This is a genomic window from uncultured Marinobacter sp., from assembly GCF_947488835.1.
Classification (GTDB): Bacteria; Pseudomonadota; Gammaproteobacteria; order Pseudomonadales; family Oleiphilaceae; genus Marinobacter.
In genome coordinates this window covers 789,409-814,049 of record NZ_CANLBK010000001.1, presented here as the reverse complement: position 1 = coordinate 814,049, position 24,641 = coordinate 789,409, and the positions used below count along the sequence as shown (strand labels likewise).

At 53.3% G+C, this 24,641-nt stretch carries 26 protein-coding genes; 9 read left to right on the top strand and 17 right to left on the bottom strand.

Going from position 1 to position 24,641, the window contains the following annotated elements; all coding sequences use genetic code 11:
- Nucleotides 1-51: 51 nt before the first annotated feature.
- A complete protein-coding gene (locus Q0824_RS03780) occupies nt 52-342 on the bottom strand; it encodes an antibiotic biosynthesis monooxygenase (protein ID WP_298447655.1) in 291 nt (96 codons plus the stop codon).
- A gap of 84 nt (nt 343-426) precedes the next feature.
- On the opposite strand from Q0824_RS03780, the gene tusA reads away from it, so the two are divergent.
- A complete protein-coding gene (gene tusA / locus Q0824_RS03775; RefSeq protein WP_298447653.1) occupies nt 427-666 on the top strand; it encodes a sulfurtransferase TusA in 240 nt (79 codons plus the stop codon).
- A 36-nt stretch (nt 667-702) separates the two neighbouring features.
- Here tusA and dsbD read toward each other — a convergent pair whose 3' ends face one another.
- Nucleotides 703-2,598 (bottom strand): protein-disulfide reductase DsbD, encoded by a 1,896-nt coding sequence (gene dsbD, locus Q0824_RS03770; RefSeq protein WP_298447650.1) that lies wholly within the window; start codon nt 2,596-2,598, stop codon nt 703-705.
- Between the two features lie 160 nt (nt 2,599-2,758).
- Between dsbD and Q0824_RS03765 the strand changes: the two genes are divergently transcribed.
- Genes Q0824_RS03765 through pdxB form a run of 3 tightly spaced genes read left to right on the top strand, consistent with a single transcriptional unit; the run spans nt 2,759 to nt 5,805 of the window.
- Nucleotides 2,759-3,340, top strand: coding sequence for an elongation factor P hydroxylase (locus Q0824_RS03765; RefSeq protein WP_366521625.1), 582 nt, complete (start codon nt 2,759-2,761; stop codon nt 3,338-3,340).
- A gap of 6 nt (nt 3,341-3,346) precedes the next feature.
- On the top strand, nt 3,347-4,636 hold the full coding sequence (locus tag Q0824_RS03760) for a DEAD/DEAH box helicase (RefSeq protein ID WP_298447646.1): 1,290 nt from the start codon (nt 3,347-3,349) through the stop codon (nt 4,634-4,636).
- A 17-nt stretch (nt 4,637-4,653) separates the two neighbouring features.
- Complete coding sequence (gene pdxB, locus Q0824_RS03755) at nt 4,654-5,805, top strand: 4-phosphoerythronate dehydrogenase PdxB (protein WP_298447645.1); 1,152 nt, start codon at nt 4,654-4,656, stop codon at nt 5,803-5,805.
- Nucleotides 5,806-5,831: 26 nt separating this feature from the next.
- On the opposite strand, the gene Q0824_RS03750 is transcribed toward pdxB, so the two are convergent.
- Together Q0824_RS03750 and Q0824_RS03745 are read right to left on the bottom strand one after the other, a co-directional pair.
- Complete coding sequence (locus Q0824_RS03750; protein ID WP_298447643.1) at nt 5,832-6,293, bottom strand: hypothetical protein; 462 nt, start codon at nt 6,291-6,293, stop codon at nt 5,832-5,834.
- Nucleotides 6,294-6,319: 26 nt separating this feature from the next.
- Complete coding sequence (locus Q0824_RS03745; protein ID WP_298447642.1) at nt 6,320-7,534, bottom strand: pyridoxal phosphate-dependent aminotransferase; 1,215 nt, start codon at nt 7,532-7,534, stop codon at nt 6,320-6,322.
- Between the two features lie 227 nt (nt 7,535-7,761).
- On the opposite strand from Q0824_RS03745, the gene Q0824_RS03740 reads away from it, so the two are divergent.
- Nucleotides 7,762-8,292, top strand: a complete 531-nt coding sequence (locus Q0824_RS03740; RefSeq protein WP_366521624.1) for a glutathione peroxidase — start codon at nt 7,762-7,764, stop codon at nt 8,290-8,292.
- 8 nt (nt 8,293-8,300) lie between these two features.
- On the top strand, nt 8,301-8,768 hold the full coding sequence (locus tag Q0824_RS03735) for a MarR family transcriptional regulator (protein ID WP_298447638.1): 468 nt from the start codon (nt 8,301-8,303) through the stop codon (nt 8,766-8,768).
- Here Q0824_RS03735 and Q0824_RS03730 read toward each other — a convergent pair.
- Nucleotides 8,728-10,734, bottom strand: a complete 2,007-nt coding sequence (locus Q0824_RS03730; RefSeq protein ID WP_298447636.1) for an ATP-binding protein — start codon at nt 10,732-10,734, stop codon at nt 8,728-8,730. The genes Q0824_RS03735 and Q0824_RS03730 overlap by 41 nt on opposite strands.
- Nucleotides 10,727-11,500, bottom strand: coding sequence for a hypothetical protein (locus Q0824_RS03725; RefSeq protein ID WP_298447634.1), 774 nt, complete (start codon nt 11,498-11,500; stop codon nt 10,727-10,729). The genes Q0824_RS03730 and Q0824_RS03725 overlap by 8 nt, the downstream gene beginning before the upstream one ends.
- A gap of 246 nt (nt 11,501-11,746) precedes the next feature.
- Between Q0824_RS03725 and Q0824_RS03720 the strand changes: the two genes are divergently transcribed.
- Nucleotides 11,747-12,757, top strand: a complete 1,011-nt coding sequence (locus Q0824_RS03720; protein WP_298447632.1) for a LysR family transcriptional regulator — start codon at nt 11,747-11,749, stop codon at nt 12,755-12,757.
- On the opposite strand, the gene Q0824_RS03715 is transcribed toward Q0824_RS03720, so the two are convergent.
- From Q0824_RS03715 to Q0824_RS03680, 8 genes are all read right to left on the bottom strand, one after another.
- Nucleotides 12,746-13,714: a GNAT family N-acetyltransferase gene (locus Q0824_RS03715; RefSeq protein WP_298447631.1), complete on the bottom strand. Its 969-nt coding sequence runs from the start codon at nt 13,712-13,714 to the stop codon at nt 12,746-12,748. The two genes, Q0824_RS03720 and Q0824_RS03715, sit on opposite strands and share 12 nt — an antisense overlap.
- A 4-nt stretch (nt 13,715-13,718) precedes the next feature.
- Nucleotides 13,719-14,870 (bottom strand): cupin domain-containing protein, encoded by a 1,152-nt coding sequence (locus Q0824_RS03710; RefSeq protein ID WP_298447629.1) that lies wholly within the window; start codon nt 14,868-14,870, stop codon nt 13,719-13,721.
- A 16-nt stretch (nt 14,871-14,886) separates the two neighbouring features.
- Nucleotides 14,887-16,254, bottom strand: a complete 1,368-nt coding sequence (gene purB, locus Q0824_RS03705; RefSeq protein WP_298447628.1) for an adenylosuccinate lyase — start codon at nt 16,252-16,254, stop codon at nt 14,887-14,889.
- 89 nt (nt 16,255-16,343) lie between these two features.
- A complete protein-coding gene (gene hflD, locus Q0824_RS03700) occupies nt 16,344-16,988 on the bottom strand; it encodes a high frequency lysogenization protein HflD (protein WP_298447626.1) in 645 nt (214 codons plus the stop codon).
- Nucleotides 16,985-18,169: a tRNA 2-thiouridine(34) synthase MnmA gene (gene mnmA / locus Q0824_RS03695; RefSeq protein ID WP_298447624.1), complete on the bottom strand. Its 1,185-nt coding sequence runs from the start codon at nt 18,167-18,169 to the stop codon at nt 16,985-16,987. Before mnmA ends, hflD begins: the two co-directional genes overlap by 4 nt.
- Nucleotides 18,170-18,220: 51 nt before the next feature.
- A complete protein-coding gene (locus Q0824_RS03690) occupies nt 18,221-18,670 on the bottom strand; it encodes an NUDIX hydrolase (protein ID WP_298447621.1) in 450 nt (149 codons plus the stop codon).
- Nucleotides 18,667-19,305 carry a pseudouridine synthase gene (locus Q0824_RS03685; protein WP_298447619.1) on the bottom strand — a complete coding sequence of 213 codons (639 nt, stop codon included), beginning with the start codon at nt 19,303-19,305 and terminating at the stop codon, nt 18,667-18,669. Before Q0824_RS03685 ends, Q0824_RS03690 begins: the two co-directional genes overlap by 4 nt.
- Nucleotides 19,306-19,476: 171 nt before the next feature.
- Nucleotides 19,477-19,758, bottom strand: coding sequence for a cold shock domain-containing protein (locus Q0824_RS03680; RefSeq protein ID WP_298447618.1), 282 nt, complete (start codon nt 19,756-19,758; stop codon nt 19,477-19,479).
- 322 nt (nt 19,759-20,080) lie between these two features.
- On the opposite strand from Q0824_RS03680, the gene clpS reads away from it, so the two are divergent.
- Together clpS and clpA are read left to right on the top strand one after the other, a co-directional pair.
- Complete coding sequence (clpS, locus tag Q0824_RS03675) at nt 20,081-20,440, top strand: ATP-dependent Clp protease adapter ClpS (RefSeq protein ID WP_298449510.1); 360 nt, start codon at nt 20,081-20,083, stop codon at nt 20,438-20,440.
- 18 nt (nt 20,441-20,458) lie between these two features.
- Nucleotides 20,459-22,729 (top strand): ATP-dependent Clp protease ATP-binding subunit ClpA, encoded by a 2,271-nt coding sequence (gene clpA / locus Q0824_RS03670; RefSeq protein WP_298447616.1) that lies wholly within the window; start codon nt 20,459-20,461, stop codon nt 22,727-22,729.
- A 95-nt stretch (nt 22,730-22,824) separates the two neighbouring features.
- On the opposite strand, the gene infA is transcribed toward clpA, so the two are convergent.
- The 3 genes from infA to aat all read right to left on the bottom strand — a co-directional run bounded on the left by infA (nt 22,825) and on the right by aat (nt 24,622).
- The gene (gene infA, locus Q0824_RS03665) at nt 22,825-23,043 is read right to left on the bottom strand and encodes a translation initiation factor IF-1 (RefSeq protein WP_071263575.1); all 219 of its coding nucleotides are present in this window, start codon (nt 23,041-23,043) and stop codon (nt 22,825-22,827) included.
- Nucleotides 23,044-23,194: 151 nt separating this feature from the next.
- Complete coding sequence (locus Q0824_RS03660; protein ID WP_298447615.1) at nt 23,195-23,908, bottom strand: arginyltransferase; 714 nt, start codon at nt 23,906-23,908, stop codon at nt 23,195-23,197.
- Nucleotides 23,909-24,622 (bottom strand): leucyl/phenylalanyl-tRNA--protein transferase, encoded by a 714-nt coding sequence (aat, locus tag Q0824_RS03655; RefSeq protein WP_298447614.1) that lies wholly within the window; start codon nt 24,620-24,622, stop codon nt 23,909-23,911.
- Nucleotides 24,623-24,641: the final 19 nt, after the last annotated feature.

The following is a 24,641-nucleotide window of genomic DNA, read 5'->3' as shown; positions in this document are numbered from 1 at the left end:
TGTAAAACAGTTTGAAATTCTGCAAGCCGTCACAGGCTTCGCCTGAACGGATTAAACGCCGCTCTGTGCAAGTACCGTTATAGCTTCATCTTTGTCCATCATTGGCACTAGTTCTGCCATCAGGTTGCGGCGGTCGTCTGAAAGATACCAGCGGTTCCAGTCCGCTTCAGAGCGCCAGTTTGCAAGGGTAATACGGTGGTTGGGATCGTTTTTATCGACCAGTGTTTCCCCGGAAATAAACCCCGGTGCTGCCACAGCACGCTGCAGAACTTTGCGGGAGCGCTCCTCATAGGCAGTTTCAAGTGACTCAGCAATATGGCGTTCGATCAGAACCCGGATCATGCAAACCTCCAGATGTTTTAATGGTATAAACAGTAATTTAGCACGTATTTCTGAAAAATCAGATCATCCAGATGGAGACATTTTGTGAGTGCTACCGATTTTGATGCCGAACTGGATGCCAGCGGCCTGTTTTGTCCTGAACCAGTGATGATGCTTCACACTGGCATCAATAATGTTGAACCTGGAAAGGTTTTGCGGGTGATCGCAACAGACCCTTCAACGACCCGTGATATACCGCGGTTTTGTCAGTTTTTAGGACATGAGCTGATCAGTCATACAGAGCAGGACGACCTGTTTGTTTACTTCATTCGCCGGGGCGAATAATGCCCGTAACGTCATCCTGCTGTGATGCTTGAGTGGTCAAATAGAGGGCGTCAGTCCATTGAGGTGATCGAGGAACTGGCTGCGGTTCATTTCACCCAGCACTCTCTGTGGTTTCATTTCACCGCCGGTGCTATCGTAAAACAGTATCGCCGGTGGCCCGAACAGCCCTAGTTCGTCCAGCATGGCCTGTTGAGCGGGTGTGTTGTCCGTCATGTCAATTTGTAGCAGCGTAAAAGGCTTGAGCGAGTTAATGACAGCCCCGTCGCTAAATACGTTGCGCTCCATTACTTTGCATGAAATGCACCAGTCGGCGTAGAAATCCAGCATTACCGGGCGACCTTCCTGTTGGGCTTGCAGGAGCATCGCTTCAATATCGGCGGGCGCTTCTACCCGGGTAAAGCCGGCATGGCTACTGTCGTTACCAGCTGTGTCACCCGGGTTCCCGCTGAAAGACGCTTTGGCGATGAACGGGTCCAGTGGTGCAAGGGGGTTATTGGCACCGGCAATGGCGCCGGCCAGCAATGCTAAGCCATAAGCGAAAAAGATCAGCCCCAGACCTTTTCGTGTCCGCTCCCAGCCAGCCTTTGCCGCGTCGAAAGCCCCCAGCTGTACGCCGGTGATAGCAATCAATATGCCCCATAAAGTGAGCCCAACCCACCCTGGAACCAGGCGCTCAATCAACCAGATCGCGACGGCAATGAGCATCACGCCATAGAAGTGTTTGACGGTGGTCATCCAGTGCCCGGTGCTCGGCAGTAGCTTGCGCCCGCCAACCGCTACCAGGATGAGTGGGATCCCCATGCCCAACCCTAGAGCAAAAAGAGCAATGCCACCGATTACTGCATCCTGTGTTGTGGAGATGTAAAGGAGGCTGCCCGCAAGGGGCGCAGACACGCAGGGCGATACAATAAGAGCAGAGAGCGCGCCTATGCCGAAAATGCTGATCACTCGACCACCTGTGAGGCGTTGGCTGGCATTGTTTAACGAATCGCGGATGGCGCGCGGCAGTTGAATTTCAAACAGATCAAACATCGACAGCGCAAAAACCACAAACATCACGGCAAACACACCGAGCACCCAGGGCGACTGGAGCTGTGCCTGCAGATTGAAGCTGGCACCCAGCAACCCTGTAAGCACTCCGGCGCCAGCATAGGTTAGCGCCATGCCCAGCACGTAGCTGCTGGCAAGCAGAATTGCCTGGCCAGTCGTGCGGGTGTTTTGTCCGGACACCAGTGAAGAAATGATCGGAACCATTGGCAGTACGCAAGGGGTAAAGGTTAGTCCCAGGCCGAGTAGTAGAAATACGCCAGCTATAACCAGTGTCGACTGCTCCGAGAGAAAGCCCGCAAGCCCGGTTGCCGAGCTGGTGTCCGTTTTGGTTTTTGTAGGCGCTGTTGAGCCAGTGGCCCCTTGCGCTTCGGCAGCGTCGCGGCTTTGATAAAAGAGCACTTCGCGGGTCTGGGGTGGATAGCATAATCCTGCCTCTGCACAGCCCTGATAAGTTACCTCAAAGCGGGCTTCCCGGACATTGTCTGGCAGGGTGACGTGCACCCGGGCTTCAACGGGATCAAAGAAAACAGTGGTCTTCCCGAAAAACTCGTCTTCTGTTTCTGTGCCGGGGCTGGAATACTGCGGGGCGCCCGCACTGACACCTTCACCCAGCGCTTTGATGCTGACGCGATCCTTGTAGAGATAGTGCCCGGGTGTGATGTCCCAGAGCAGCAGCACTGCGTCACCTTCTATGGAGTGGCTGAAGGGAAGGGCTTCATCTACTGGAAGAAACTGGTTGCTCTGGCCGCCAAACAGGGAGTTGCCGCCGCCAAATGCCCAGGACGTAGTTGTAGCTGTAAACAGCAGGGCGAATACGAACAGCAAGCTGGCTGGAGAGAGGAAGCGGCGCGCGTTGCCGGAAGTGGTAGATAATGCTGTCATGGAGTAAGCAGTTTCCCGGTGAGTGTCATGGCGTACAAGAGAGCTGGCGATACAATAAGGTGCCTGCGCCCCGGTAGTATTTTGCGAGTGAATGGACATAGGGTCCGCAAGAAAGTTCCCTCTGGCATTGGGCGCGTTAAAGTCGCACAATAGCTTCCCAATGAATCACAGCCCAAACGATCTTATCATGTTGTTTAATGACCTGTTCCAGGAGGCATTCCGGACTATTCTGGTCAGAGGCGACAAAGAACCTGAATACCTGCCTGCTGGTGGCACCAGTGAGCTTGCGCAGATTGTTTTTGCTCATGGATATTATGCCAGTGCTCTGCACGAAATAAGTCACTGGTGCGTCGCAGGTGAGCACCGGCGCACACTTCACGACTATGGTTACTGGTATTGCCCGGACGGCCGGACACCTGCACAACAGCGGGCATTCGAACAGGTTGAGGTCAAACCACAGGCTATCGAGTGGTTGTTTTCAGTGGCTGCCGGCTCGAATTTTCATATCAGTGTGGATAACCTGTCTGGTGGGGGGGCGTCTGACGAATGCCGCTTCCGGTCCAGAGTGCTTGACCAGGCCGAAAATTATTTGACGACTGGTCTGCCGCGGCGGGCACAGTCCTTTTTTGATACGTTGAAATCGTTTTATGGAACCGACGATAACTTCAGTACAGCCTGGCGTGATGATGTCCGGCGCGTGGTTCCGCTCTATTCTGCAAAAGAACATTATGAGGCAAACTGAGACTCCATGACATCTGATTCAAAGCACACCGGCGATCTGAGATTCAGCGATCTGAATCTGGACAAACGCCTGCTGGACGCCATTGCCGCCATTGGTTTCGAATACTGCACGCCGATTCAGGCGGAAACTCTGCCCTGGACACTGGCGTGCCAGGACTTGATAGGCCAGGCGCAAACAGGAACCGGGAAAACAGCGGCGTTTCTGATTACCGCCATTCAGAGCCTGCTCGAAACGCCAATACCAGAGGGCGATCGCTTTGCATCTGAGCCTCGGGTTCTGGCGCTGGCGCCTACGCGCGAACTGGCCATGCAGATTGCCAAGGATGCAGAAGCGTTGTGCAAACACACGGGCCACAACGTCGTTACCGTAGTGGGCGGGATGCATTATGACAAACAGCGTGAACAGCTGCACAACGGTATTGTTGATATTCTTGTGGCCACCCCGGGTCGCCTGATTGACTTCCTTGGCTCTCAGGACGTATTCCTTGATCAGCTCGATATCCTCATTCTGGATGAGGCAGACCGAATGCTCGACATGGGATTCATTCCTGATGTAAAGCGCATTATCCGCAAGTGCACTCCTAAAGATGAACGTCAAACACTGCTGTTCAGCGCCACTTTCAATCAGGACGTTCTGAACCTGGCGTCTATGTGGACCAATAATGCCGAGTTTGTGGAGATCGAACCGGAGCAGAAAACTGCCGAGCGGGTCGAACAGACGGTTTACATGGTTGGTGATGACGAAAAACTGCCGGTGTTGGTGAACTATCTCAAGCGTCCTGAGGTTGAAAAGGCTTTGGTGTTTGCCAATCGACGTGACCAGTGCCGGGACCTCGAAGAGGATTTGCGCAACCAGGGCGTTAAAGTTGCTCTTATGTCTGGAGAGATTGCCCAGGCCAAGCGTCTGAAAACTCTGGAACAGTTCAAGGCCGGAAGCATTCAGGTGCTAGTGGCTACGGATGTTGCCGGGCGCGGCATCCATGTGGATGGCGTTACCCATGTGTTCAATTACAACCTGCCTGACAGCGCTGAAGATTACGTGCATCGCATTGGGCGCACTGGCAGGGCAGGAAAGACCGGTGTGTCGGTCAGTTTTGCAGGAGAGGACGACTCATTTGGTCTTCCGGCCATTGAGAAGTACATCGGTCAAAAGCTCAAAACAACCGTTCCGGAAGAAGAGTTGATGGCTGAAATGGATAATCCGCCCATTACCCGTAAGCGTGGCCGCAGGCCGTCGCAAGGACAGGGCGGACGCGGGCCAGGTGGTCGTGGCGGCCCCCGCCCCCGCAGAAACTGAGGCGGCATGAGCTTATTATGTTGATCGTCGCAGATGAAAACATTCCGCAGTTGGAGGCGTTTTTCGGTGACATAGGTGAGATTCGGCGTGTCTCCGGCCGAACGATGAGTGCCAGCGATGTTCGCGATGCAGACATATTGCTGGTTCGGTCGGTTACCCGCGTTAACCGTGAATTGCTCGAAGGCAGTTCGGTTCGCTTTGTCGGAACGGCCACAATTGGAACCGATCATATTGACCTGAGTTGGCTGGAAGAAAATCGCATCCGTTTTTCAGCTGCACCTGGCTGTAACGCTAACAGTGTCGTTGAATATGTGTTGAGTGTTTTGTCTCTGTATGCAGAGCGCAAGGTGCTGAATGATTGGTCGCAACTCACAGTTGGGATTGTTGGCGCCGGCAATGTAGGCAGTGAGCTTGCGGAAAAGCTGGATCGCCTGGGCTTCAGTGTGAAGCTTTGCGATCCACCCAGAGCAGAGCGCGAAGGAGACCTTGCCTTCGTGAGCCTGGATGAAGTGCTTGCGTGCGATGTGGTTACTCTCCATACACCATTAACCCGAGACTCTGCTCACCCCACCCTGCATTTGATCGGCAAGCGTGAGCTGGATTCGCTGACTTCCGAGCAGTTGCTGATCAATACCGGGCGCGGTGAAGTAATTGATGGCGCTGCACTGCATGAGCGCCTGAGCCAGGCTAATGCGCCACTGGTAGCGCTTGACGTTTGGGAGGAAGAGCCTAGAGTTAGCCAGGAGCTTGTAGGAAAGACCTGGCTGGCGACCCCTCACATTGCCGGCTACAGCCTTGAGGGTAAAGTTCAGGGCACCGGGATGATCTACCAGGCGGTTAGCCGGTTTCTGGGGCTGCCGGCGCGCAAGCAAGCGGGCCAGTTCCTGCCTGAACCTGCGCTCAGCAAGGTGTCATTTACAAGTGCAGCCGATGAGCAAGCAGCCATTCGCGTAGCGCTGCGGGCCTGCTACGACCCGAGGCAGGACGATGCGCGCCTGCGCCATATCATGGGGCTTCCAACCAGCGAAGAGCGCGGTGCCGCGTTTGACCGCATGCGGAAGGACTATCCCATACGAAGGGAGTGCTCCAGCCTGAAAGTGCAGCTCAAAGGCACCAGTAAATCCCTTCAGGACAGTTTTCGTGCGATCGGGTTCAAGTTGAAAATCTGATTTGCCCCCTGTCAGGCCCAATAGCTTTATTTGTCAGTAAAAAGTGTTGCTCGAACGACATGGCCAATACGCAAGGAGTGACGGCTTTTCAGCGCGGTGCGTACAAGATGAATGTGGCTGGAGAGGTCTTCTTTTAGAGACGGTGGCAGGGGAGCGCCTGCGGAATCTTCAGGATCACCGAACTCCTGCAAAAGCGTATCGGGTGCAGGCGCGCTCAAACGTATGAAGGCTTCCTGGGTGAGAACCGCCTGATCTAGAGCGTCCTGCCGAATAGTATCCACATAGCGAAGAAAACCTTCTTCTGCCAGCCATAATAACGTGCCAAAGCACGCCATATGGCGCTTGCTATGCAGCCCGAACTCGTCCGGCTGGTCCGCGCCCGCAATATCTTCCACAAACAGATTTACCCGCCTTGGAAAGGCGTTGTATAGCTGCACCAGTGCAATAGCTGCGTCTTTGTAGAATTCCTCGATATGGATGTCAGCCATAAATCACTTCTTTTTTGCCTGCCGTTTTATTGTCTGTATTTGCTGAGGAAGTTGCCCAGTCTGGTCATGGCATCCTCCAGCGTGTCTTTCCGGGGCAGGAATACGACCCGGAGATGTTGCTTGTCATCAATATTGAACGCTGAGCCCTGAACCAGAAGGATTTTCTCTTGCAGGAGAAGATCCAGAACCAGCTTTTCATCATTTACTACCGGATGTATTTTCGGATCCAGTCGCGGGAACAGGTAGAGAGCGCCTTGAGGCTTTACGCAGCTTACACCGGGGATGTCATTGAGCATTCGCCAGGCAGTTTCCCGCTGCTCGTATAGTCTGCCCCCGGGTGCGACCAGATCGTTGATTGATTGATAACCGCCCAGCGCTGTTTGTATAGCTAGCTGCGCAGGTACGTTGGCGCACAGTCGCATGTTGGAAAGCATGTCGATGCCTTCAATCAGGTCTTTGGCCAGGTGTTTGGCGCCGCTTATGATCATCCAGCCTGAGCGGTAACCGGCAGCCCGGTAGTTCTTGGAAAGCCCGTTATAGGTAAAGAAGAGCACATCATCTGCCAGTGACGCAGTAGAAACGTGTTGCGTACCGTCATAGAGAATCTTGTCGTAGATCTCGTCTGAGAGCACGATCAGGTTGTGCTTGCGGGCAAGCTCAATAACTTGCTCCAGCAGTTTCTGACTATATACCGCGCCAGTAGGGTTATTCGGGTTAATCAGCACGATTGCACGGGTGCGGTTTGTTATCTTTTTGCGGATATCGTCGATGTCCGGGAACCAGTTCTGTTCCTCGTCGCAACGGTAGTGCACAGGTTTGCCACTGGAGAGTGTCACGGCGGCTGTCCACAAAGGGTAGTCCGGTGCAGGAATCAGAACTTCATCGCCGGTGTTGAGCATGGCTTGCATGGTCATCACAATCAGTTCGCTGACACCGTTACCCAGAAATATGTCGTCAATATCGACCTTGTCGATGCCTCTTTGCTGGCAGTAGTGCATGACTGCCTTGCGCGCAGAAAACAGGCCTTTTGACTCCACATAACCCTGAGCCTGTTGCATGTTGTAAATCACGTCTTGCTGGATCTCTTCGGGAACGTCCAGTTCAAAAGAGGCAGGATTACCAATATTGAGCTTGAGTACCCGGTGTCCTTCTTCCTCGAGTCTGCGCGCTTCCCGCATAACTACGCCACGTATTTCATAGCACACGTTATCCAGCTTGGCGGATTTGTAGTAGTTCTGCATAAGACCCGGGCTTCCTCAGTCAATAAACGTAAAACAGGCATCTGCCGTAAAGGCAAACCCCTATTCTAGCGGAGGCGAGGCCAACGGCAACAGGGGAATTGTGATGAATTATGGCGGGTTAGCACTATTATTGGCTTTATTTCCGCTTCGAGAACCGTTGCATGGGTGGGTTTTTCAAGGTAGTGTCCAATTAAGTTGTGCGCAATATAAATATCTGATCGTAAGAAATGCCTGGATTTGCAGGTATTCATGATTTTGCCAGGGAGAAATTTGTGTCTACCAGCTCTATATATGATTTCACTGTTCGAGATATCAAAGGTAATGAAAAGTCCATGGCTGAATACCAGGGCCAGGTTCTGCTGATCGTGAATACAGCGAGTAAATGCGGATTAACGCCGCAGTTTGAAGGCTTGCAGGCTTTGCACAAGGAGCTTGGGGAGCAGGGGCTTGAGGTGCTTGGGTTTCCGTGCAACCAGTTCTTGAACCAGGACCCTGCTGATGACAAAGCTATCAGTGAGTTTTGCAGCCTGAACTACGGCGTGGATTTTCCGATGTTTTCTAAAATTGATGTGAATGGCGACAGCGCACATCCTTTGTTCCAGTTTCTGAAGTCTGAGGCAAAAGGCCTTCTCGGTTCAGAAAAAGTGAAGTGGAACTTTACGAAATTCCTGGTGGGGCGTGATGGTAAGGTTTTGCGCCGTTATCCACCCACCACCAAGCCCGAAGATATCAAAGCGGATATTGAAAAGCTGTTGTAGGCCAGGTTTTGAACGAATTATTGGCACTGGATAATCAGATCTGTTTTAGCCTGTATGCGGCCAACCGGGCAATTACCTCAAGGTATCGCCCATTGCTTGCCGAGCTTGGGCTTACCTATCCCCAATACCTCGTAATGCTGGTGCTCTGGGAGCGGGCCAGTGCCAATCAGCCAACCCGCGTTTCCGATCTTTGTACACGGTTGCGGCTGGATTCGGGCACGCTTACGCCCCTATTGAAACGCTTGGCTCTACGGGGGCTGATTCACAGGGAGCGACGTCAGGATGACGAGCGAGTGGTCACTATATCGCTGACAGGTGAGGGCGCAGGGTTGAAGGAACAGGCGGCGCAAGTCCCGCAAAAGCTGCTATGCGGCCTGGATGTTTCGCCGGAACGGTTGCTTGCCCTTAGGCACGAGCTCAATGCGGTGCTAAAGGCTATTGAGGCTCATGAGATTGAGGCGGAGCCCAACGGGTAATCGCTTCGGATAACTGCTTACGGTTGTATGGCTTGGTGATGTAATCGTTCATGCCGCTGGCAAAGCAGTCGGCCCTGTCACCCTGCATTACGTTTGCTGTGACGGCAATCACGGGTAAGTTCTGCCAGTCCGGATTTTTTCGGATTCGCCGGGTTGTTTCGTAGCCATCCATTACCGGCATCTGGCAATCCATAAGCACAAGATCGTACGGCTTTTGTTCGAGGGCTGTTAGCGCCAACTGTCCATTTTCTGCGATGTCGGCACGGTGCCCCATTTTCTTAAGTAGTGTAGACGCCACCATCTGGTTTACTTCGTTATCTTCAACCAAAAGTACCCGGAGAGCGGGTTGTGGTGCCGCAGTGAGCTTGGCTAAATTAGCCGGTTTGGAAGGCTCGAGGGTGCTGGCCAGGTTGGGATTGCTGTATATCGGCAGTGGCAAAGTGACCGTAAAGCGGGTTCCATGCTGTTCTTTCGAATCGACTGATATTTCACCATGCATACGCTCTATTAACTGCCGACAGAGCGTCAGGCCCAGCCCAGTGCCCCCATACAGGCGTGTGGTTTGCGTATCGGCTTGGGAGAAGGGTGAAAATATTCGACGCAGACCTTCTTTGCTCATACCTATGCCGGTATCGGACACCTCGATGGTCATGATGCCAGCAGAGTAAACTGCGTCTATACGCACGCTGCCCGTCTCTGTGAACTTGATTGCGTTGCTAAGCAGGTTGTTCAGAATCTGCCTTACACGGGTTGGGTCACCCAGGAACTGATCCGGAAACTCAGGCGCTGTTTCTGCAATTAACTCAATGCCTTTTTTGCCAGCCTGCTGAGTGTGCAGGGTGGCGCACTCTTCAATCAGGCCACGCATACTAAAGGGAATGGTTTCGAGGTTGAGTTTACCCGCTTCAACTTTTGAAATGTCCAGGACGTCATTGAGTATGCCAAGTAGGCTTTCGCCTGCCGACAAAGCAATTTCAAGGCTGTGGTGTTTTGAAGGGTCCTGCTCGGCCTCCAGGGCAAGCCCGAGCATCCCGAGCACACCATTCAGCGGTGTGCGTATTTCATGGCTCATGCTGGCCAGGAAGTTTGCCCTTGCCTTGGCTCGACGCATGGCATCTTCTTTGGCTTTTACCAGCGCCCGATTACCACGCTGCAACGCCTGGTTCTTGTCAGATATTTCCCGTGTGCGGCTTTCAACTTCGTGTTCCAGTTCGCTGGAGTAGTTTTTCATGGCACTTTCTGCCTTGCGCAACTGCGCAAGCGTGGTGTCCATGGTGTTCAAGTGTTGGTTGATAATCCCGACCATTGTGCCAATTTCATCTTGCCTGTGGCCTGGTGGCACGGGCAGTCGGATTTTTTCCGGTGAATCAGCTTTCACTTCGCTGAGTGTATTGATCACGCTGAGCATGGGTCGCGTCAGTATGAGGTAGAAGATCAGGAGCAATGACGCTGACAGTATGAGACTCTTCAGAAAGCCGCTAAGCAGCGTGTAACTGGCGCGCTCCAGGAACTGCAAACCGTAGTGGTATGTGTCAATCGTTACAGCAAGCTGGCCAAGTGGGAGGTTGTTGAGCTGGCTAACGCGCAGTTGGCGGCTGAATACCTTGCTTGGACCAAACAATTGGTCGCTGATCCAGCGATAGGGTGAATCGGAGCTTCTTTTGCTGGCGGCCGCCATGGTGCTGCCGTCACTGTCTACGATTCGCGCATCAATGGTGGCAGGGTGCTGAAGGAGGCCGTCAAGAAGCTCCTCGGCCAAGCGTACGTCAATATTGTAAGCAATCTGGGAGGCCGGGTTGTGGCTGATTTCAATCAGCGCCTGTATGTCCTCTTCCATTGACTCGCGTGCAGAGAAGTAATCCAGGGTGATTTGTACAACGTTAAGAATAACCCCTAACACCATCGCAATCAGAACCGTGTCACGGGTGAGGCGAAAGGAGAGGCGGTGTTTAAAGCCTTTAGTCATCGTAGTCGGCTTTCTTCTTCCACTCTTCATCGTGAAGAAAGTCGTCCCATTGTTTGTCGAGCTTGGAACCGGACTCTGCAGGGTTCCCGTTGCCACCCTCTGTCATCATGGCTTCCAGTTCCTTTATACGAATCCGGAAGCTCTTGACCGCTTTCATGGCAAGCGGATTATCCTGTGATTTACCCATTTCTGTGCTGGCCAGATGGTAGGCGTGAATGGCTTTACGTATCTCATTCTGGCGGATAAGGTCACGCGCTTGAAACACATGCAGATCTGCGTGGGTTTTGTGCACCAGAAACAGCACATACTTCAGGTTCTTTTTGGCGGTTGCGGCATCGATACGCCCACTTTTGTGCATGGATTCAATCAGTTTGAATAAATTTTGAAGCAGTTCTTTGGTGGCGTTCGATTTCTCTGCCGAATCTATTCTGATCTGCCTGATCTCATCGCGGTTTTCTCGAACCAGTGTTTTTCGTTGTTCCGCAGATTCGCGCCACTGATTCACGGGCAGGCTGGATTTAAGTCCTGCCAAATCGTTGCAAATGTCCAGCATGCGCTTGAGTAACAAAAGCTTCAGCTCAGATGTCAGATATTGTCCGGGAATTTCAGCGAGCAGGCGTTCACACCGCTTGTAGCTGTCCCCCAGTGCTGTGATTTTGCGAGCACGCTCAATGCGGGCTTTTTCGCGCATTTGAGTGACGACAATTACGATGATCGATATGACAACGATCGCCGCCAGGGCAAGGACAATTGTGATGGTATTCATTTGTTATGTAATGACTCCAGCTTTTGGGCAAGTCATGCCTGCGACAAAATTCTGACTCGATGTACCGAAACTTCCGGCAAGTATCAGAAAGATTAGCAGAAATATTGCATTGAAACCGGAATCAAATGTGAAAGTTCGTTTTGTGTATTGATTCTGTGAATTGACTGGTTGCTGTATATTAGGCGGGTGAATGGGGCTGAAAGGTTTCGCCCGGTCAATAGTGTTTTCGATCCTCAGGAGGCGTTCATGAATCTTTCCCGTATTGATCTTAATCTTCTGGTTTATCTGGATGTTTTGCTTAGGGAGCGCAATGTAACCAAGGCCGCGAACCACCTGAGTATTACCCAGCCGGCCATGAGCAACAGCTTGCGCCGCTTACGGGATCTTTTCGGTGACCCTTTGCTGGTTCGAACCAGCGAAGGAATGACCGCCACTGAGCGCGCACAGGAACTACAGCCCTTGGTCAGGAGTATCCTTTCAGATATTGAGCAGGCAGTGCAGGAAAAAACACCGTTTGCAGCGCTGGAAAGCCAGCGGGTGTTTCGCATCATGGCCAGTGACTATGCAGAATCCTGCCTGATGCCAAGGGTGTTACGTCGAATCCGACAGGAAGCACCTTATGTGACGCTTGATGTTCTCACTCCCAGTGATGTGAGTTTTCTGGATGTGGAGCAGGGTCGTCTGGATATGGCGATTAACCGGTTTGACAAAATTCCTCAGTCGTTTCACCAGAAGACACTTTGGATTGAATACTTTGCCTGCCTGATGAATGCTCGAAACCCGATTCTGAAAGAGCCTTTCACTCTGGATTCATACTTGGGGGCCAGCCATATATGGGTCAGTAAAACCGGGTTTGGAGTTGGTGTGGGAGTAAATCCAAAGGACGTCCAGCGGCTTGGATGGGTTGATGAAGCCTTGTCGCGTATGGGTAGCAAGCGGCAAATTTCAGTATTCACCCGACATTATCAATCGGCCATGCTACTGGCTGAGCAACACGATTTGATCGCCACGCTGCCATCCCGGGCTGCCTGGCTGCAAAAAGACAACGTTAATCTGGTGGTGAAAATTCCGCCTTTCGAGATCCCGCCTTTTGAACTGAAGATGGCCTGGAGCCCGCTATTGCAACACAACTCGGATCATCAGTGGCTACGAAGGTTGATTTCAGATGTTGCGGAAGAAGTAGACGAGGAATTTGCTCCCTTTGGCGCCCGTTTTGAATCGGGGGACGCGCACCTGGCGCCCCCGTCAGATCGGTAGCTCGCGCAGTTCAAGCGAGGTGCGCCCAGCGTTCCACATGCGCTGGAAGTTCTCAGACAGCAACCTGACACGCCCGCCATCTGCAAAGCTGGCGAACCCTGAAGGTCGGATAAAATCGTTTCGGTAAACCACGCCTTCGCGATCTGAGATAAGGAAAGGCCGGTCATCGTGAGGGTAGTCGCTGTTGATCAACCTGAGATCGATTTTACTGGGCAGTCGCCGCATTAGCTCGACCAATTGATGGCGGCGCTTTATCAAGGGTTGGTCGTCATGAATCAACAGGCGGATTTCGCTAAGCCGGTGGCGGCGAGCAAGATCCGACACCAGTTCCCGGAACCTGCTGCGATCATACAGATCGTGATCAAGTATGCGGTCATACAGCCACAGTCGTTGGCTCGTCTGCCCTACCATTGAGTCCATAAGGCCCAGCAGGCTGCTTTCGCTTTCAAAAAGCCAGGATTGAGCATCTTTGCCCAGTTGCAGAGGTTTGAGCCTTCCAGAGCCTGCCTGTGCTTCAAGCAGAGCCGGAGCCAGGCAGCGCATATCCAGATGAGGTATGCCGGCATCGTCGTATGGTTCGGAACAGACATGGAAGCCGGCCCGTTCATAAAATGCAATAGCGTGCTGCTGGGCAGATAGCTTTAGTTCCTGGTATTGCCCGGCAGACTCAACGATCAAGTGTTGAAGCAATGCCTCTCCGATACCTTGGCCGCGGAATGCGGGCAGTATGGCCATGCGCCCGATATGGCCGGTTTCGCCCATGGTTGAAAACAGTCGGGCGACGCCTACCGGGGTGTTGTCAGGAAGCACCGCAAGATAATGATCTGCAATTTCGTCGGTGTCGTCCCACTCCAGCTCAGGTGGCACCTTTTGCTCTTCAACAAAGACCTTCTGGCGAATCTCCCGGATATGCCCCGGGGCAAGTTGCCAGCTGTATTTTCGAATCCGAACGGTCATGGCATCACTCGAAATACACCGAGCCCTGATTATAGAGATTTGTCAGCAAGCCGAGGAGGGCAGGGTCGCCAGCGAACTGCTTCAGTCCGGTCATATCAATGCGCGATCCGGCACACAGCAAGGGTGCCAAGGGGCGCGCATCACCCTTGAGTAGAAACTGTTCTCCGTCTGCAAACAAAGCGGTTTGGTCGCTCTCATCATGGTACGCAAAACGGGAACCTTCGTTCCAGCGCAGCTGCTCACCCGCGCGGATAGCCTCAGCGATATCTTCATCTGAAGCGGGTTCTTCTGCCGGCACAACCACATCCGTGTTTTTGGGTGCGGTGGCGTATTGGCCAAACCATAGCGCCAGTTGACGTTTGTCATCCAGCTTTTCTCTAAGTACCGCTTGCAAGCGGTCGATGACGTCAGGCGCGATCGTGCCGGGGTTATTCTGAACCTGCAGGTCGGGGTCGTTCATGTGGGCGTCGGCCCCCGGTTGGTTGCACAGAAAGTCTGTGAAGCCGGTAAGCAAGTCGTCAACAGTGGGCGCACGAAAGCCCACTGACAAAGTGATGCAATCATCTTCGGCTACGCCGTGATGACCTATGCCTGGCGGCAAGTACAGCATATCGCCAGGCTCAAGGGTTACAGTTTCTTCGCCTTCCCAGCGGCTGAGTATGCGCAGGGGGGTGCCTGCTACCCGGGGCGAGGTCTGATCGCAGCGGCCTCCGAAGGTCCAGCGGCGGTGCCCCTGTGCCTGCAGCAGAAATACATCATACTGATCGTAGTGAGGCCCTACGCTGCCGCCTTTGGGCGCATAGCTGGCCATGATGTCGTCCAGGCGCCAGTTAGGCACAAAACGAAAATGCTCGAGCAGATCTGCGATCTCCGGAACCCAGTGGTCCAGGCCCTGGACCAGCAGTGTCCAGTCCTGTGCAGGCAGTTTGCTGAAGTGGTCTTCCGGGAAGGGGCCGTTGTGCAGCTGCCAGGGCTTGCCGTTATCGTTTTCGATAATGATGCGGGATTCTACGCCTTCCTCGCAGGCAAGGCCGGCGAGTTCGTTGGCGTCAACGGGGCATTGAAAGCCGGGAAATGCCTGGCGGATGACCAGAGGCTTTTTCTGCCAGTAGTCCCTCAGAAATTCCGAAGGCGAAAGTCCGCCAAGCATATCCATTGTGTGCTTCCTCAAGTTAGATGTTGCGGGCCTGGTCAACGGCGTTACCGATGTAATTGCCGGGTGTCAGCGCCATGAGTTCCGCTTTTGCACTGTCTGGCATCTCAAGGGTTTCAACAAAGTTCTGGATCACCTCAGGCGTCATGGCTTTGCCACGGGTCAGTGCTTTGAGTTTTTCGTAGGGCTTCTCAATGTTGTACCGGCGCATCACTGTCTGGATCGGCTCCGCAAGCACTTCCCAGGCGTTGTCGAGGTCTTCATCAAGGCGCGCGGGGTTGATCTCCAGCTTGCCTAGCCCTTTCAGGGTGGCTTCGTAGGCGATCAGGCTGTGGGCAAAACCAACGCCCAGATTGCGTAGCACGGTTGAGTCGGTCAGATCGCGCTGCCAGCGGGAAATCGGTAACTTGGAAGACAAGTGCCCAAGTACCGCGTTCGCAATGCCCAGGTTGCCTTCGGAGTTTTCGAAATCAATGGGGTTAACCTTGTGGGGCATGGTGGAGGAACCCACTTCGCCTTCAATGGTTTTCTGTTTGAAGTAACCCAGTGAAATATAACCCCAGATATCCCGGTCGAGATCAATCACAATGGTGTTGAAGCGGGCAACGGCATCGTACAGTTCGGCGATGTAGTCGTGGGGCTCAATCTGTGTGGTGTACGGGTTGAAGTCGAGGCCGAGGTTTTCGATAAAGGTTTTGGCATTGGCTGCCCAATCTACTGCAGGATAAGCAGAGATGTGAGCGTTATAGTTGCCTACGGCGCCGTTGATCTTACCCAGAATTTCAATGTTGCCGATCTGCTTGATTTGCCGGCGCAGGCGGTACACCACGTTGGCAAACTCTTTGCCGACGGTGGTTGGTGAGGCTGTCTGGCCATGGGTGCGTGACAACATGGGCTGCTCTGCATGCTCTTGGGAAAGATCGCTCAGCTTGTCGGCAACCTGGTTCATGGCAGGTAGCAGGCCATTGGCCAGGCCTTCCCGCAGCATCAGAGCGTGAGACAGGTTGTTGATGTCTTCCGAGGTGCAGGCAAAGTGCACAAATTCGGTGACTGCGTGCAGTTCCGGAACCTCGGCAATTTGTTCTTTGATAAAATACTCAACGGCTTTTACGTCGTGGTTCGTGGTGCGCTCGATTTCTTTGATGCGCTCGGCATTTTGCAGGTTGAAGTTGCTGACCATGCCGTCAAGAAAGGCATTTGCCTCTGGGCTGAATGCTGGAACTTCGGTAATCTGCGGGTGCGCCGCCAATTGTTGCAGCCAACGGATTTCTACCGTCACGCGGTTCTTGATCAGGCCGTACTCACTGAAAATATCACGAAAAACGCTGACTCGGCTGCCATAGCGTCCATCGACCGGGGATATGGCGGTCAGGGCGTTGAGTTCCATTGAAAACCTCTCAAATAATCAAAGAATCGGTTCAGAAAAAGGGATAGACCATAATACACCAGCATGGCGGGTGAATCAGTGGCAACAGATCAGTTATCGAACGAGCGGTTCGCTTTCTCGGCGAGTTCTCGCGCATGTTGGATCACCTTCCGACGGGATAAAACCAGCTGCCATCGGCGCCCGCCGGACTGTCGCCATAGCACGGCGGATCGAATGCCTGCCAGTAGAAGTGCCCGTACTTTGGCGGCATTCTCATCCCGTTGTAGCAGCGAAGGGTTGCCGCTCACCTGAATGCGCAGGCTGAAGGTGCTGATGGTGTCTGTATAAATGGAAGCCAGGTTGCTGATCAGGTTCGAATGCACGTAGCCAAAATGGCTGGCGGTGTGCCGGGCCTGATCAATTCGGCTGCCAATCACTTCCAGCATGTCGTTGTGACGGTTGAGCTTGGATTCCAGATGAATAAGGTTCAGTACGTAGCGCAGCACCTCAATATCCTGCTGCTTCTTTTGTTCGCTCATAACCGTAGAGAGCGTAACCAGCCCCTCACGCACATCGGCGAGTTCGCCACCATAAACATCGAGGGTGCTGGCCGGGTCGGTTGCAAATAGAGAGCGCAGGCAGGTTTCGAGGCTGTCTGTGTTGCAGGTGCCATTGTTCGCAATTTGCTGAACCAGATTGGCGGCTTGAAATACGCCCGCCAATGCAAGGGTCTGGTCGTGGAGCGACCGGCTCATGGGTGTGAATCCTGCGTACGCTGTGTTGTGAGGACACGATCTGGCAGGGCTTCACCATCACGCCAGGTTTCGGTTATTACGCCACCCCCAAGGCAAATGTCGCCGTCATAGAAAACTACGGATTGCCCCGGTGTCACTGCTCTTTGGCCGTCATCAAAAACAACTTGAACACCACCATCAATAACCGTGACTTCACAGGCCTGATCCGGTTGGCGATAGCGAGTTTTTGCCATGCAGCGGAAACTACTGGCTGGCGGTTTACCTGCAACCCAGTCAATTGGGTCTGATAACAGCCCGCGAGAAAATAGAAGAGGGTGGTGCTTGCCCTGTACGGCACGCAGTACATTGCGCTCAAGATCTTTCTCGGCCACATACCAAGGCTCGTCATTAAAATCGCTCAAGCCGCCAATGCCAAGGCCCTGACGCTGGCCTATGGTGTGATACATCAGGCCTTGGTGTCGGCCGATTGTTATACCATCCGGAGTTTCGATATCACCCGGCTGCGCTGGCAAATACTGCTTCAGGAAGTCGGTAAACTTGCGCTCGCCAATGAAGCAGATGCCGGTGGAATCTTTCTTGTCATGGGTTATGAACCCCTGTTGCTCGGCAATCCGGCGAACTTCGGGTTTTTCCAGCTCACCCACCGGGAACAGGGTGCGAGCGATTCGATCCCCTGAAACCGCATGCAGGAAGTAGCTCTGGTCTTTGTTGCTATCCAGACCTTTCAGCAGGTGTGCTTTACCTGAGCCATCTGAAAGCGGGCGCTGGCGGGTATAATGCCCGGTAGCAATGTAGTCCGCGCCCAAAGTAACCGCATAATCCAGAAAGGCCCGGAATTTCACCTCTTTATTGCACAGAATGTCCGGGTTGGGGGTGCGACCTGCTTTGTACTCGGAAAGGAAGTGTTCGAATACGCGGTCCCAGTATTCGGCTGCAAAGCTCGCAGTATGGAGCTTTATGCCGATTGCATCGGCTACGGTTTGGGCGTCGGCCAGATCGGTCATGGCAGTACAGTATTCCGTCCCGTCGTCCTCGTCCCAGTTCTTCATGAACAGGCCTTCAACCTGATAGCCCTGATCTTTGAGCAACCAGGCAGCAACCGATGAATCGACACCACCGGACATGCCAACGATGACGCGGGTTTTCTCGGGAGACTTTGCTTCGAATGATGGAATTGTCATGACAGCTCTGGGCACCGGTGCAAAACGCGGGAGTTTACCATTTTGTGCCGGTTACGTCTGCGAGTCTGCGATGACATCCAGTGGAAAGCACCGGCCCTTTCGGTAATCCTCTATGCTTTTGATCACAAGCGGGCTGCGAAGTTTGTCGCCCAGCTGCCGGATGTCTTCCAGCGATAGCCAATGGGCCGCAATAATACCGGTGTCGAGCTCATGGGTTACCTGTTTGCGTGCTCTGCCAATGAAGCAGAAGCGGTAGTAGGTCACCCCGTTAGCAGGCGCCTTGTAGGTGTACAGCCCGAGAAAGTGCTCGGGCTCGATGTCCCAGCCTGTTTCTTCCAGAGCTTCCCGGCGTACCGCGTCGAGAATGGCCTCGTCTTCCTCAACATGCCCAGCCGGCTGATTAAATACAACTTTGCCGCTGCTGTGCTCTTCAACCATCAGGAAGCGACCGTGAGCATCTTCAACAACCACTGCGACGGTGGCGTGTGGGGTCCAGGTCATGAGCTTCGTCCTCTACTTGGCGTCTTGGCCGAACGTCTGTGGAACGGTTGTTTTCCAGGGTGTGATGCCGCGGGCAGGTTGATGGCTATCTTTCGATATTTGCCCGGCTCAAGCCCATCCAGCGACCAGTCACCGATACGATAGCGGATCAATCGCAACGTTGGAAACCCGACTGCAGCTGTCATGCGCCGCACCTGCCGGTTGCGCCCCTCGGTGATGATCAGTTCCAGCCAACTGGTGGGTACCGTGTCGCGGCGGCGCACGGGTGGTGTCCTTGGCCAAAGTTCCGGCTCCGTGATGATGCGTGCTTTTGCAGGCTTGGTGGGGCCGTCTTTGAGAGTTACCCCTGCGGATAGCTTTTCTATGGCGCGTGCAGAAAGAGTGCCTTCAACCTGAACCAGGTAGGTTTTAGGCATGTTTTGCCCAGGCGATGCAATGCGATGCTGAAGAGCCCCATCGCTGGTAAGCAATAATAGCCCCTCCGAATCGTAATCCAGCCTGCCAGCAGGGTAGACGCCCGGAATGCGAATCCAGTCAGCCAAGGTGGCCCGTGAGGCCCGCCCATCAGCCACAGGCTCATCGGTAAATTGGCAGAGTACTTGGAAGGGCTTGTTAAAGATAATAAGTTCAGCCACAGAGGTGTCTCCAGGGCGAGGAAATGAGGTTAAGAAGGGAGGTTACGGAGAAAAGGCAGAGTTTGGAAGCGCCACGCAGGTTGAATACTCGGCGCATAAACAATCAAGAGCCCGCCGGATTGCTCCGGCAGGAAGGCTCACTATGTGCAGGGCTTGTCTGATAGAGATGCCTTAGCCGTTCATGGTGCGAGGGGGGTGGTCCTCGTGCTCGGCTGTATCTTGCCTAACTGTGTTTGCCGCAGCCGGCTGCTCATCTGGCACTATGTTTACGGCATGCACGCCTTTGTCGCTGGGCTTCTTCTCGAAACTGACCGTCTGGCCGGCTTTGAGTGTTTTATACCCGTCTATCTGCACGGATGAAAAGTGGGCAAACAGGTCGTCACTGCAGCCATCTTCAATGATGAAACCGTACCCTTTGGCATTGTTGAACCACTTTACCTTGCCTCTTGGCATGATGAACTCCCTTGTTCCTTTGCTGTCACTTGTTGTTGTTAGCTTCAAAACCAGCTTCGAGTATTTTTTTCCGGTTTTAGCTCTACGGGGCAGTTACATGAACCGCTCATATATTTACATTATTTTACACGGTAGGTTAACTGTCGGTGAAACCCGGGGTCGAGTCAATAGCTTGTATTGCGGTAATGTGTGGTTGAACGCAGTCCGGAAGCGGTATCATGTTCGTATTGTTAATTATCTCACGCTCGGGTTTGGATCTGACTTGAAAACCCGGTACCAGGCAACCACATTAATGAAGGACACCGATAACCGGTAAAGAATGATGCGGACTATCGAAAATTCTCTACTAGTATTAAATCAGGGGGAGGAAGAACTGCCAGGACGTCATGACGATCTGAGCGTTGCTCCCGAAAAGCCTGCACTGAAGCGTCCGGCACAATATAAGGTGATGCTTCTGAACGACGATTACACACCCATGGATTTTGTAGTGGATGTGTTGATGACCTTCTTCGGTATGAATGAAGAAAAGGCGACACAGGTGATGCTGCTCGTCCATACGCAGGGAAAGGCGGTATGCGGGGTGTATACCCGAGACATCGCGGAAACAAAGGCGGCACAGGTGAACCAGTATTCCTCTGAATGCGACCATCCGCTCCTTTGCGAGATTGAATGTGCAGACTGATACAAGTTGGGGTGGCCCATGCTGAGCAAAGATCTTGAAATTACGCTGAATTCGGCCTTTAAAAGTGCCCGCGACAAGCGCCATGAGTTCATGACCGTAGAGCATTTGTTGTTGGCTCTGCTGGAGAATGAATCTGCAGTGGGTGTTCTCAAAGCCTGTGGTGCAGACCTCAAGCAGCTTCATGATGAGCTGGTTGAATTTGTGGACTCCACAACACCATTGATTCCGGGTAGCGATGACGAGCGCGAGACCCAGCCAACACTAGGGTTTCAGCGAGTATTGCAGCGCGCCGTATTTCATGTGCAATCTTCTGGCAAGAAAGAGGTTACCGGTGCCAATGTTCTGGTCGCCATTTTCAGTGAGCAGGAAAGCCAGGCCGTGTATGTGCTCAAGAAACAGAGCGTTGCACGCATTGATGTCGTCAACTTCGTGTCCCATGGCATATCCCGTGTTCAAGGTGCTGAAGATCAGGAAGGCACTGAGCAGGCGTCACTTGAAGATTCTGGCGAAGAAGGTGGGCAGTCCAAACCTTTGGAGACATACGCTACCAACCTGAATGAACAAGCCCGTCAAGGACGGATTGATCCGTTGATCGGTCGTGAACATGAGGTTGAACGCGTGGTGCAGATTCTTGTGCGCCGGCGCAAAAATAACCCTTTATTGGTCGGTGAGGCTGGCGTAGGCAAGACTGCTATTGCAGAAGGACTTGCCAAGCGCATCGTCGATGGTCAGGTACCGGATATTATTTCCGACGGCGTCGTGTATTCGCTGGATCTTGGCGCACTTTTGGCAGGAACCAAGTATCGCGGTGACTTCGAGAAGCGCCTGAAGGCACTGCTGGCGGAGTTGAAAAAACAAAAGCACGCAATTCTGTTTATCGACGAGATTCACACCATTATTGGAGCGGGATCTGCATCTGGTGGCGTAATGGATGCCTCGAACCTGCTAAAACCAATGCTGAGCTCAGGTGAGATTCGTTGTATTGGATCCACGACGTATCAAGAATTCCGTGGCATTTTCGAGAAAGACAGTGCGCTGGCCCGTCGCTTTCAGAAGATCGATGTGAACGAGCCGAGCGTTGAGGATACCTACCAGATTCTCAGGGGGCTCAAGTCGAACTTCGAAAAGCACCACGATCTGAAATACACAGATCGGGCTTTGCGCGTCGCTGCAGAGCTGGCGGATCGTTACATCACTGATCGCCACCTGCCGGATAAAGCCATTGACGTAATTGATGAGGCTGGCGCAAGGCAGCGTCTGATGCCTGAGGATAAACGCCTGAAAACGGTGGATGTCCCGGAGATTGAGGATGTGGTTGCGAAGATCGCTCGTATTCCGCCGAAGAACGTGTCTACCAGCGACAAGGATCTGCTGCGCAATCTGGAGCGTGATCTCAAGATGGTGGTGTTCGGACAGGATCCCGCCATTGAATCGCTGACAATGGCAATCAAGCTGGCCCGTGCCGGTTTGAAAGCGCCTGAGAAACCCCAGGGTTCCTTCCTGTTTGCCGGGCCCACGGGCGTTGGTAAGACAGAGGTGACCAAGCAGCTTGCGAAAGCGCTTGGGGTCGAACTGGTTCGGTTCGATATGTCGGAATACATGGAGCGCCACACAGTTTCTCGTCTGATTGGTGCCCCACCGGGGTATGTAGGATACGACCAGGGCGGTTTGTTAACGGAATCTGTTAACAAACACCCGCATTGTGTTCTGCTGCTGGACGAAATCGAGAAGGCGCACCCGGAAGTGTTCAACCTGCTTTTGCAGGTAATGGACCACGGTACCTTGACCGATAACAACGGGCGCAAGGCTGACTTCCGCCATGTGATTCTCGTGATGACCACCAACGCCGGAGCTGAAAGCATGGCTCGGCGCTCGATGGGCTTTAGCGAGCAAGATCACAGCAGTGATGGTATGGAAATTATCAGCAAGACCTTCACGCCGGAGTTCCGCAACCGTCTGGATAGCATTATCCAGTTCGGGGACCTGCAGAGGGACACCATCACTCACGTTGTGGACAAGTTCCTCACCGAGTTGCAGGCGCAGCTGGATGAAAAGCACGTGGTTCTGCATGTGGATGATGCGGCCAAGTTGTGGCTTGCGGATAAGGGTTATGACGTCGCGATGGGTGCACGCCCCATGGCGCGGTTGATTCAGGACAAGATCAAGCGCCCACTTGCTGAGCAGATACTGTTTGGCAGGCTGTCCGAGAAGGGCGGGGATGTATTTATCCACCTCAAGGATGATGAGTTGGTGTTCGATTATGAGGATGAACCTGCAGAAGCCGTCTGAGACGGCTGGCAGGCCAGCCAAGCAAAGGCACTAACAAAAAAACCGCTGCAATGATGCAGCGGTTTTTTTATTCGTCTTCGAAGTCGGCCGTAATATTAACGGGCGCGGTACACAATTCGGCCTTTGCTCAGATCGTAAGGCGTCAATTCAACCTTGACCTTGTCGCCGGTCAGGATGCGGATGTAGTTTTTACGCATCTTGCCGGAAATGTGAGCGGTAACAACGTGTCCGTTGCTCAGCTCAACGCGAAACATGGTGTTCGGAAGAGTATCAAGAATAACCCCTTCCATTTCAATAGCATCTGTCTTCGCCATTCAGTAAAAACCTCTGTTGAAAATACTTTCCGTAATTTTAAATTGCGCAATTCTGCCTTATTTGTAGCCGTTTGGCAAAGTGAGTTCATTATTGGCGGCAAATAAAGCCGCTTATTGCCGGTTTATATCGGTATTTACGTGTCATACCGCGTTATTCGGTTTTCAGGACTCGCCACTGACCATCATGGAGCGCTTCCAGGGGCTTGAAGCGCGTTTTATAACTCATTTTGTTGCACTGTTTTATCCAGTATCCAAGATAGAGGTGCGGCTGTTTGCGTCTTTGCGTCTCTTCAATTTGCCAGAGAACGGCAAAGGTGCCCAAACTACGGCTCTCTTGAGCCGGATCGAATACGGTATAGATGGCGGAGAGCCCGTCATCCAGAACGTCGACTGCGGCCAATGCTAGCAGCTCTCCGTCTTTGCGCATTTCCAGGAACCAGGAGTCGGAGTTTCCTTCTACCAGAAAGGAAATGAACTGCTCACGGGAGGGCGGGTACATGTCACCGTCTTTATGGCGCAGTTCCACATAGTTGGCATAAAGCCGATAGTAGCTCTCATTGAAGGCGGCCGGCACCAGTGTGCATTCAAGATCACTGTTCTTTTTCATGACCCGGCGTTGATTGCGATCCGGTTGGAAGTGATTCACGTTCAGTCGCACCGGGATACAGGCGTTGCACGCTTCACAGTGCGGGCGATAGTAATGTGAGCCGCTGCGCCGGAAGCCCAGTGCGGTCAGTTGGCTATAGAGTTTTTTGTCGATTTGGGCGCGCGGGTCGACAAACATAGTTGTCGCTTCGCGATCTGGAAGATAGCTGCAGTCGTGGGCTGGTGTTGCGTAGAACACCAGAGTTCTCAGACTACTCATTTACGCCTCCGGCCGGTTCCACTGCCAGTCGAATGTCCAGTTGCTCTGGTTCGGTTTTTTGTCCGCATACTCACTGATTATAGATAAGAACTCGTTTCTTGGTAGGGTGCGTGCGCCCATGCTGAGAAGGTGAGAGCTTTCTACCTGGCAGTCCATGATTCGATAGCCCCAGTCTTGCAGTTGGTGGGCAAGATGGACCATGAGCACTTTGGATGCATTAGTTTCCAGGGAAAACATGGATTCACCAAAGAAGCATTGCCCAATGGCCAGCCCGTACATGCCGCCCGCCAACTCGCCTTTCTGGTTCCATACTTCGATGGAGTGGGCGACTCCCTGGCGGTGCAGGGCTGAGTAACTTGCGATCATGTCGTCGGTTATCCAGGTGCCTTCGCTGCGGGTGGAGGCGCACAAGCGGATGATTCGGCTGAAGGCTTGGTCTGTGGTGACGCTGAAGCGCCTCTGGTTGAGCGTTCTGCGCAGGCTTCGGGATATGTGTATGTTTTCGGGGAAGAGCACGCAACGGGGGTCTGGGGACCACCAGAGTATGGGTTGGTCGTCGCTGTACCAGGGGAAGATGCCGCTGCGGTAGGCGAGGATTAGCCGTTCTGTGGAGAGGTCACCACCCAGCGCGAGGAGGCCATCGGGGTCGTCGAGGGCTTCATCGGCTGAGGGGAACCACAGCTGGTCGGGGTCTAGCCAGGGTAGTGAAGTCATCCTGTCTTTTGCCGATAAC

Bases quoted from the DNA above. Each gene is read 5' to 3' on its own strand.
- Q0824_RS03780 (WP_298447655.1), bottom strand. From the start codon at position 342: ATGATCCGGGTTCTGATCGAACGCCATATTGCTGAGTCACTTGAAACT.
- dsbD (WP_298447650.1), bottom strand. From the start codon at position 2,598: ATGACAGCATTATCTACCACTTCCGGCAACGCGCGCCGCTTCCTCTCT.
- Q0824_RS03765 (WP_366521625.1), top strand. From the start codon at position 2,759: ATGAATCACAGCCCAAACGATCTTATCATGTTGTTTAATGACCTGTTC.
- Q0824_RS03760 (WP_298447646.1), top strand. From the start codon at position 3,347: ATGACATCTGATTCAAAGCACACCGGCGATCTGAGATTCAGCGATCTG.
- pdxB (WP_298447645.1), top strand. From the start codon at position 4,654: ATGTTGATCGTCGCAGATGAAAACATTCCGCAGTTGGAGGCGTTTTTC.
- Q0824_RS03750 (WP_298447643.1), bottom strand. From the start codon at position 6,293: ATGGCTGACATCCATATCGAGGAATTCTACAAAGACGCAGCTATTGCA.
- Q0824_RS03745 (WP_298447642.1), bottom strand. From the start codon at position 7,534: ATGCAGAACTACTACAAATCCGCCAAGCTGGATAACGTGTGCTATGAA.
- Q0824_RS03740 (WP_366521624.1), top strand. From the start codon at position 7,762: ATGCCTGGATTTGCAGGTATTCATGATTTTGCCAGGGAGAAATTTGTG.
- Q0824_RS03730 (WP_298447636.1), bottom strand. From the start codon at position 10,734: ATGACTAAAGGCTTTAAACACCGCCTCTCCTTTCGCCTCACCCGTGAC.
- Q0824_RS03725 (WP_298447634.1), bottom strand. From the start codon at position 11,500: ATGAATACCATCACAATTGTCCTTGCCCTGGCGGCGATCGTTGTCATA.
- Q0824_RS03720 (WP_298447632.1), top strand. From the start codon at position 11,747: ATGAATCTTTCCCGTATTGATCTTAATCTTCTGGTTTATCTGGATGTT.
- Q0824_RS03715 (WP_298447631.1), bottom strand. From the start codon at position 13,714: ATGACCGTTCGGATTCGAAAATACAGCTGGCAACTTGCCCCGGGGCAT.
- Q0824_RS03710 (WP_298447629.1), bottom strand. From the start codon at position 14,870: ATGGATATGCTTGGCGGACTTTCGCCTTCGGAATTTCTGAGGGACTAC.
- purB (WP_298447628.1), bottom strand. From the start codon at position 16,254: ATGGAACTCAACGCCCTGACCGCCATATCCCCGGTCGATGGACGCTAT.
- hflD (WP_298447626.1), bottom strand. From the start codon at position 16,988: ATGAGCCGGTCGCTCCACGACCAGACCCTTGCATTGGCGGGCGTATTT.
- mnmA (WP_298447624.1), bottom strand. From the start codon at position 18,169: ATGACAATTCCATCATTCGAAGCAAAGTCTCCCGAGAAAACCCGCGTC.
- Q0824_RS03690 (WP_298447621.1), bottom strand. From the start codon at position 18,670: ATGACCTGGACCCCACACGCCACCGTCGCAGTGGTTGTTGAAGATGCT.
- Q0824_RS03680 (WP_298447618.1), bottom strand. From the start codon at position 19,758: ATGCCAAGAGGCAAGGTAAAGTGGTTCAACAATGCCAAAGGGTACGGT.
- clpS (WP_298449510.1), top strand. From the start codon at position 20,081: ATGCGGACTATCGAAAATTCTCTACTAGTATTAAATCAGGGGGAGGAA.
- clpA (WP_298447616.1), top strand. From the start codon at position 20,459: ATGCTGAGCAAAGATCTTGAAATTACGCTGAATTCGGCCTTTAAAAGT.
- infA (WP_071263575.1), bottom strand. From the start codon at position 23,043: ATGGCGAAGACAGATGCTATTGAAATGGAAGGGGTTATTCTTGATACT.
- Q0824_RS03660 (WP_298447615.1), bottom strand. From the start codon at position 23,908: ATGAGTAGTCTGAGAACTCTGGTGTTCTACGCAACACCAGCCCACGAC.
- aat (WP_298447614.1), bottom strand. From the start codon at position 24,622: ATGACTTCACTACCCTGGCTAGACCCCGACCAGCTGTGGTTCCCCTCA.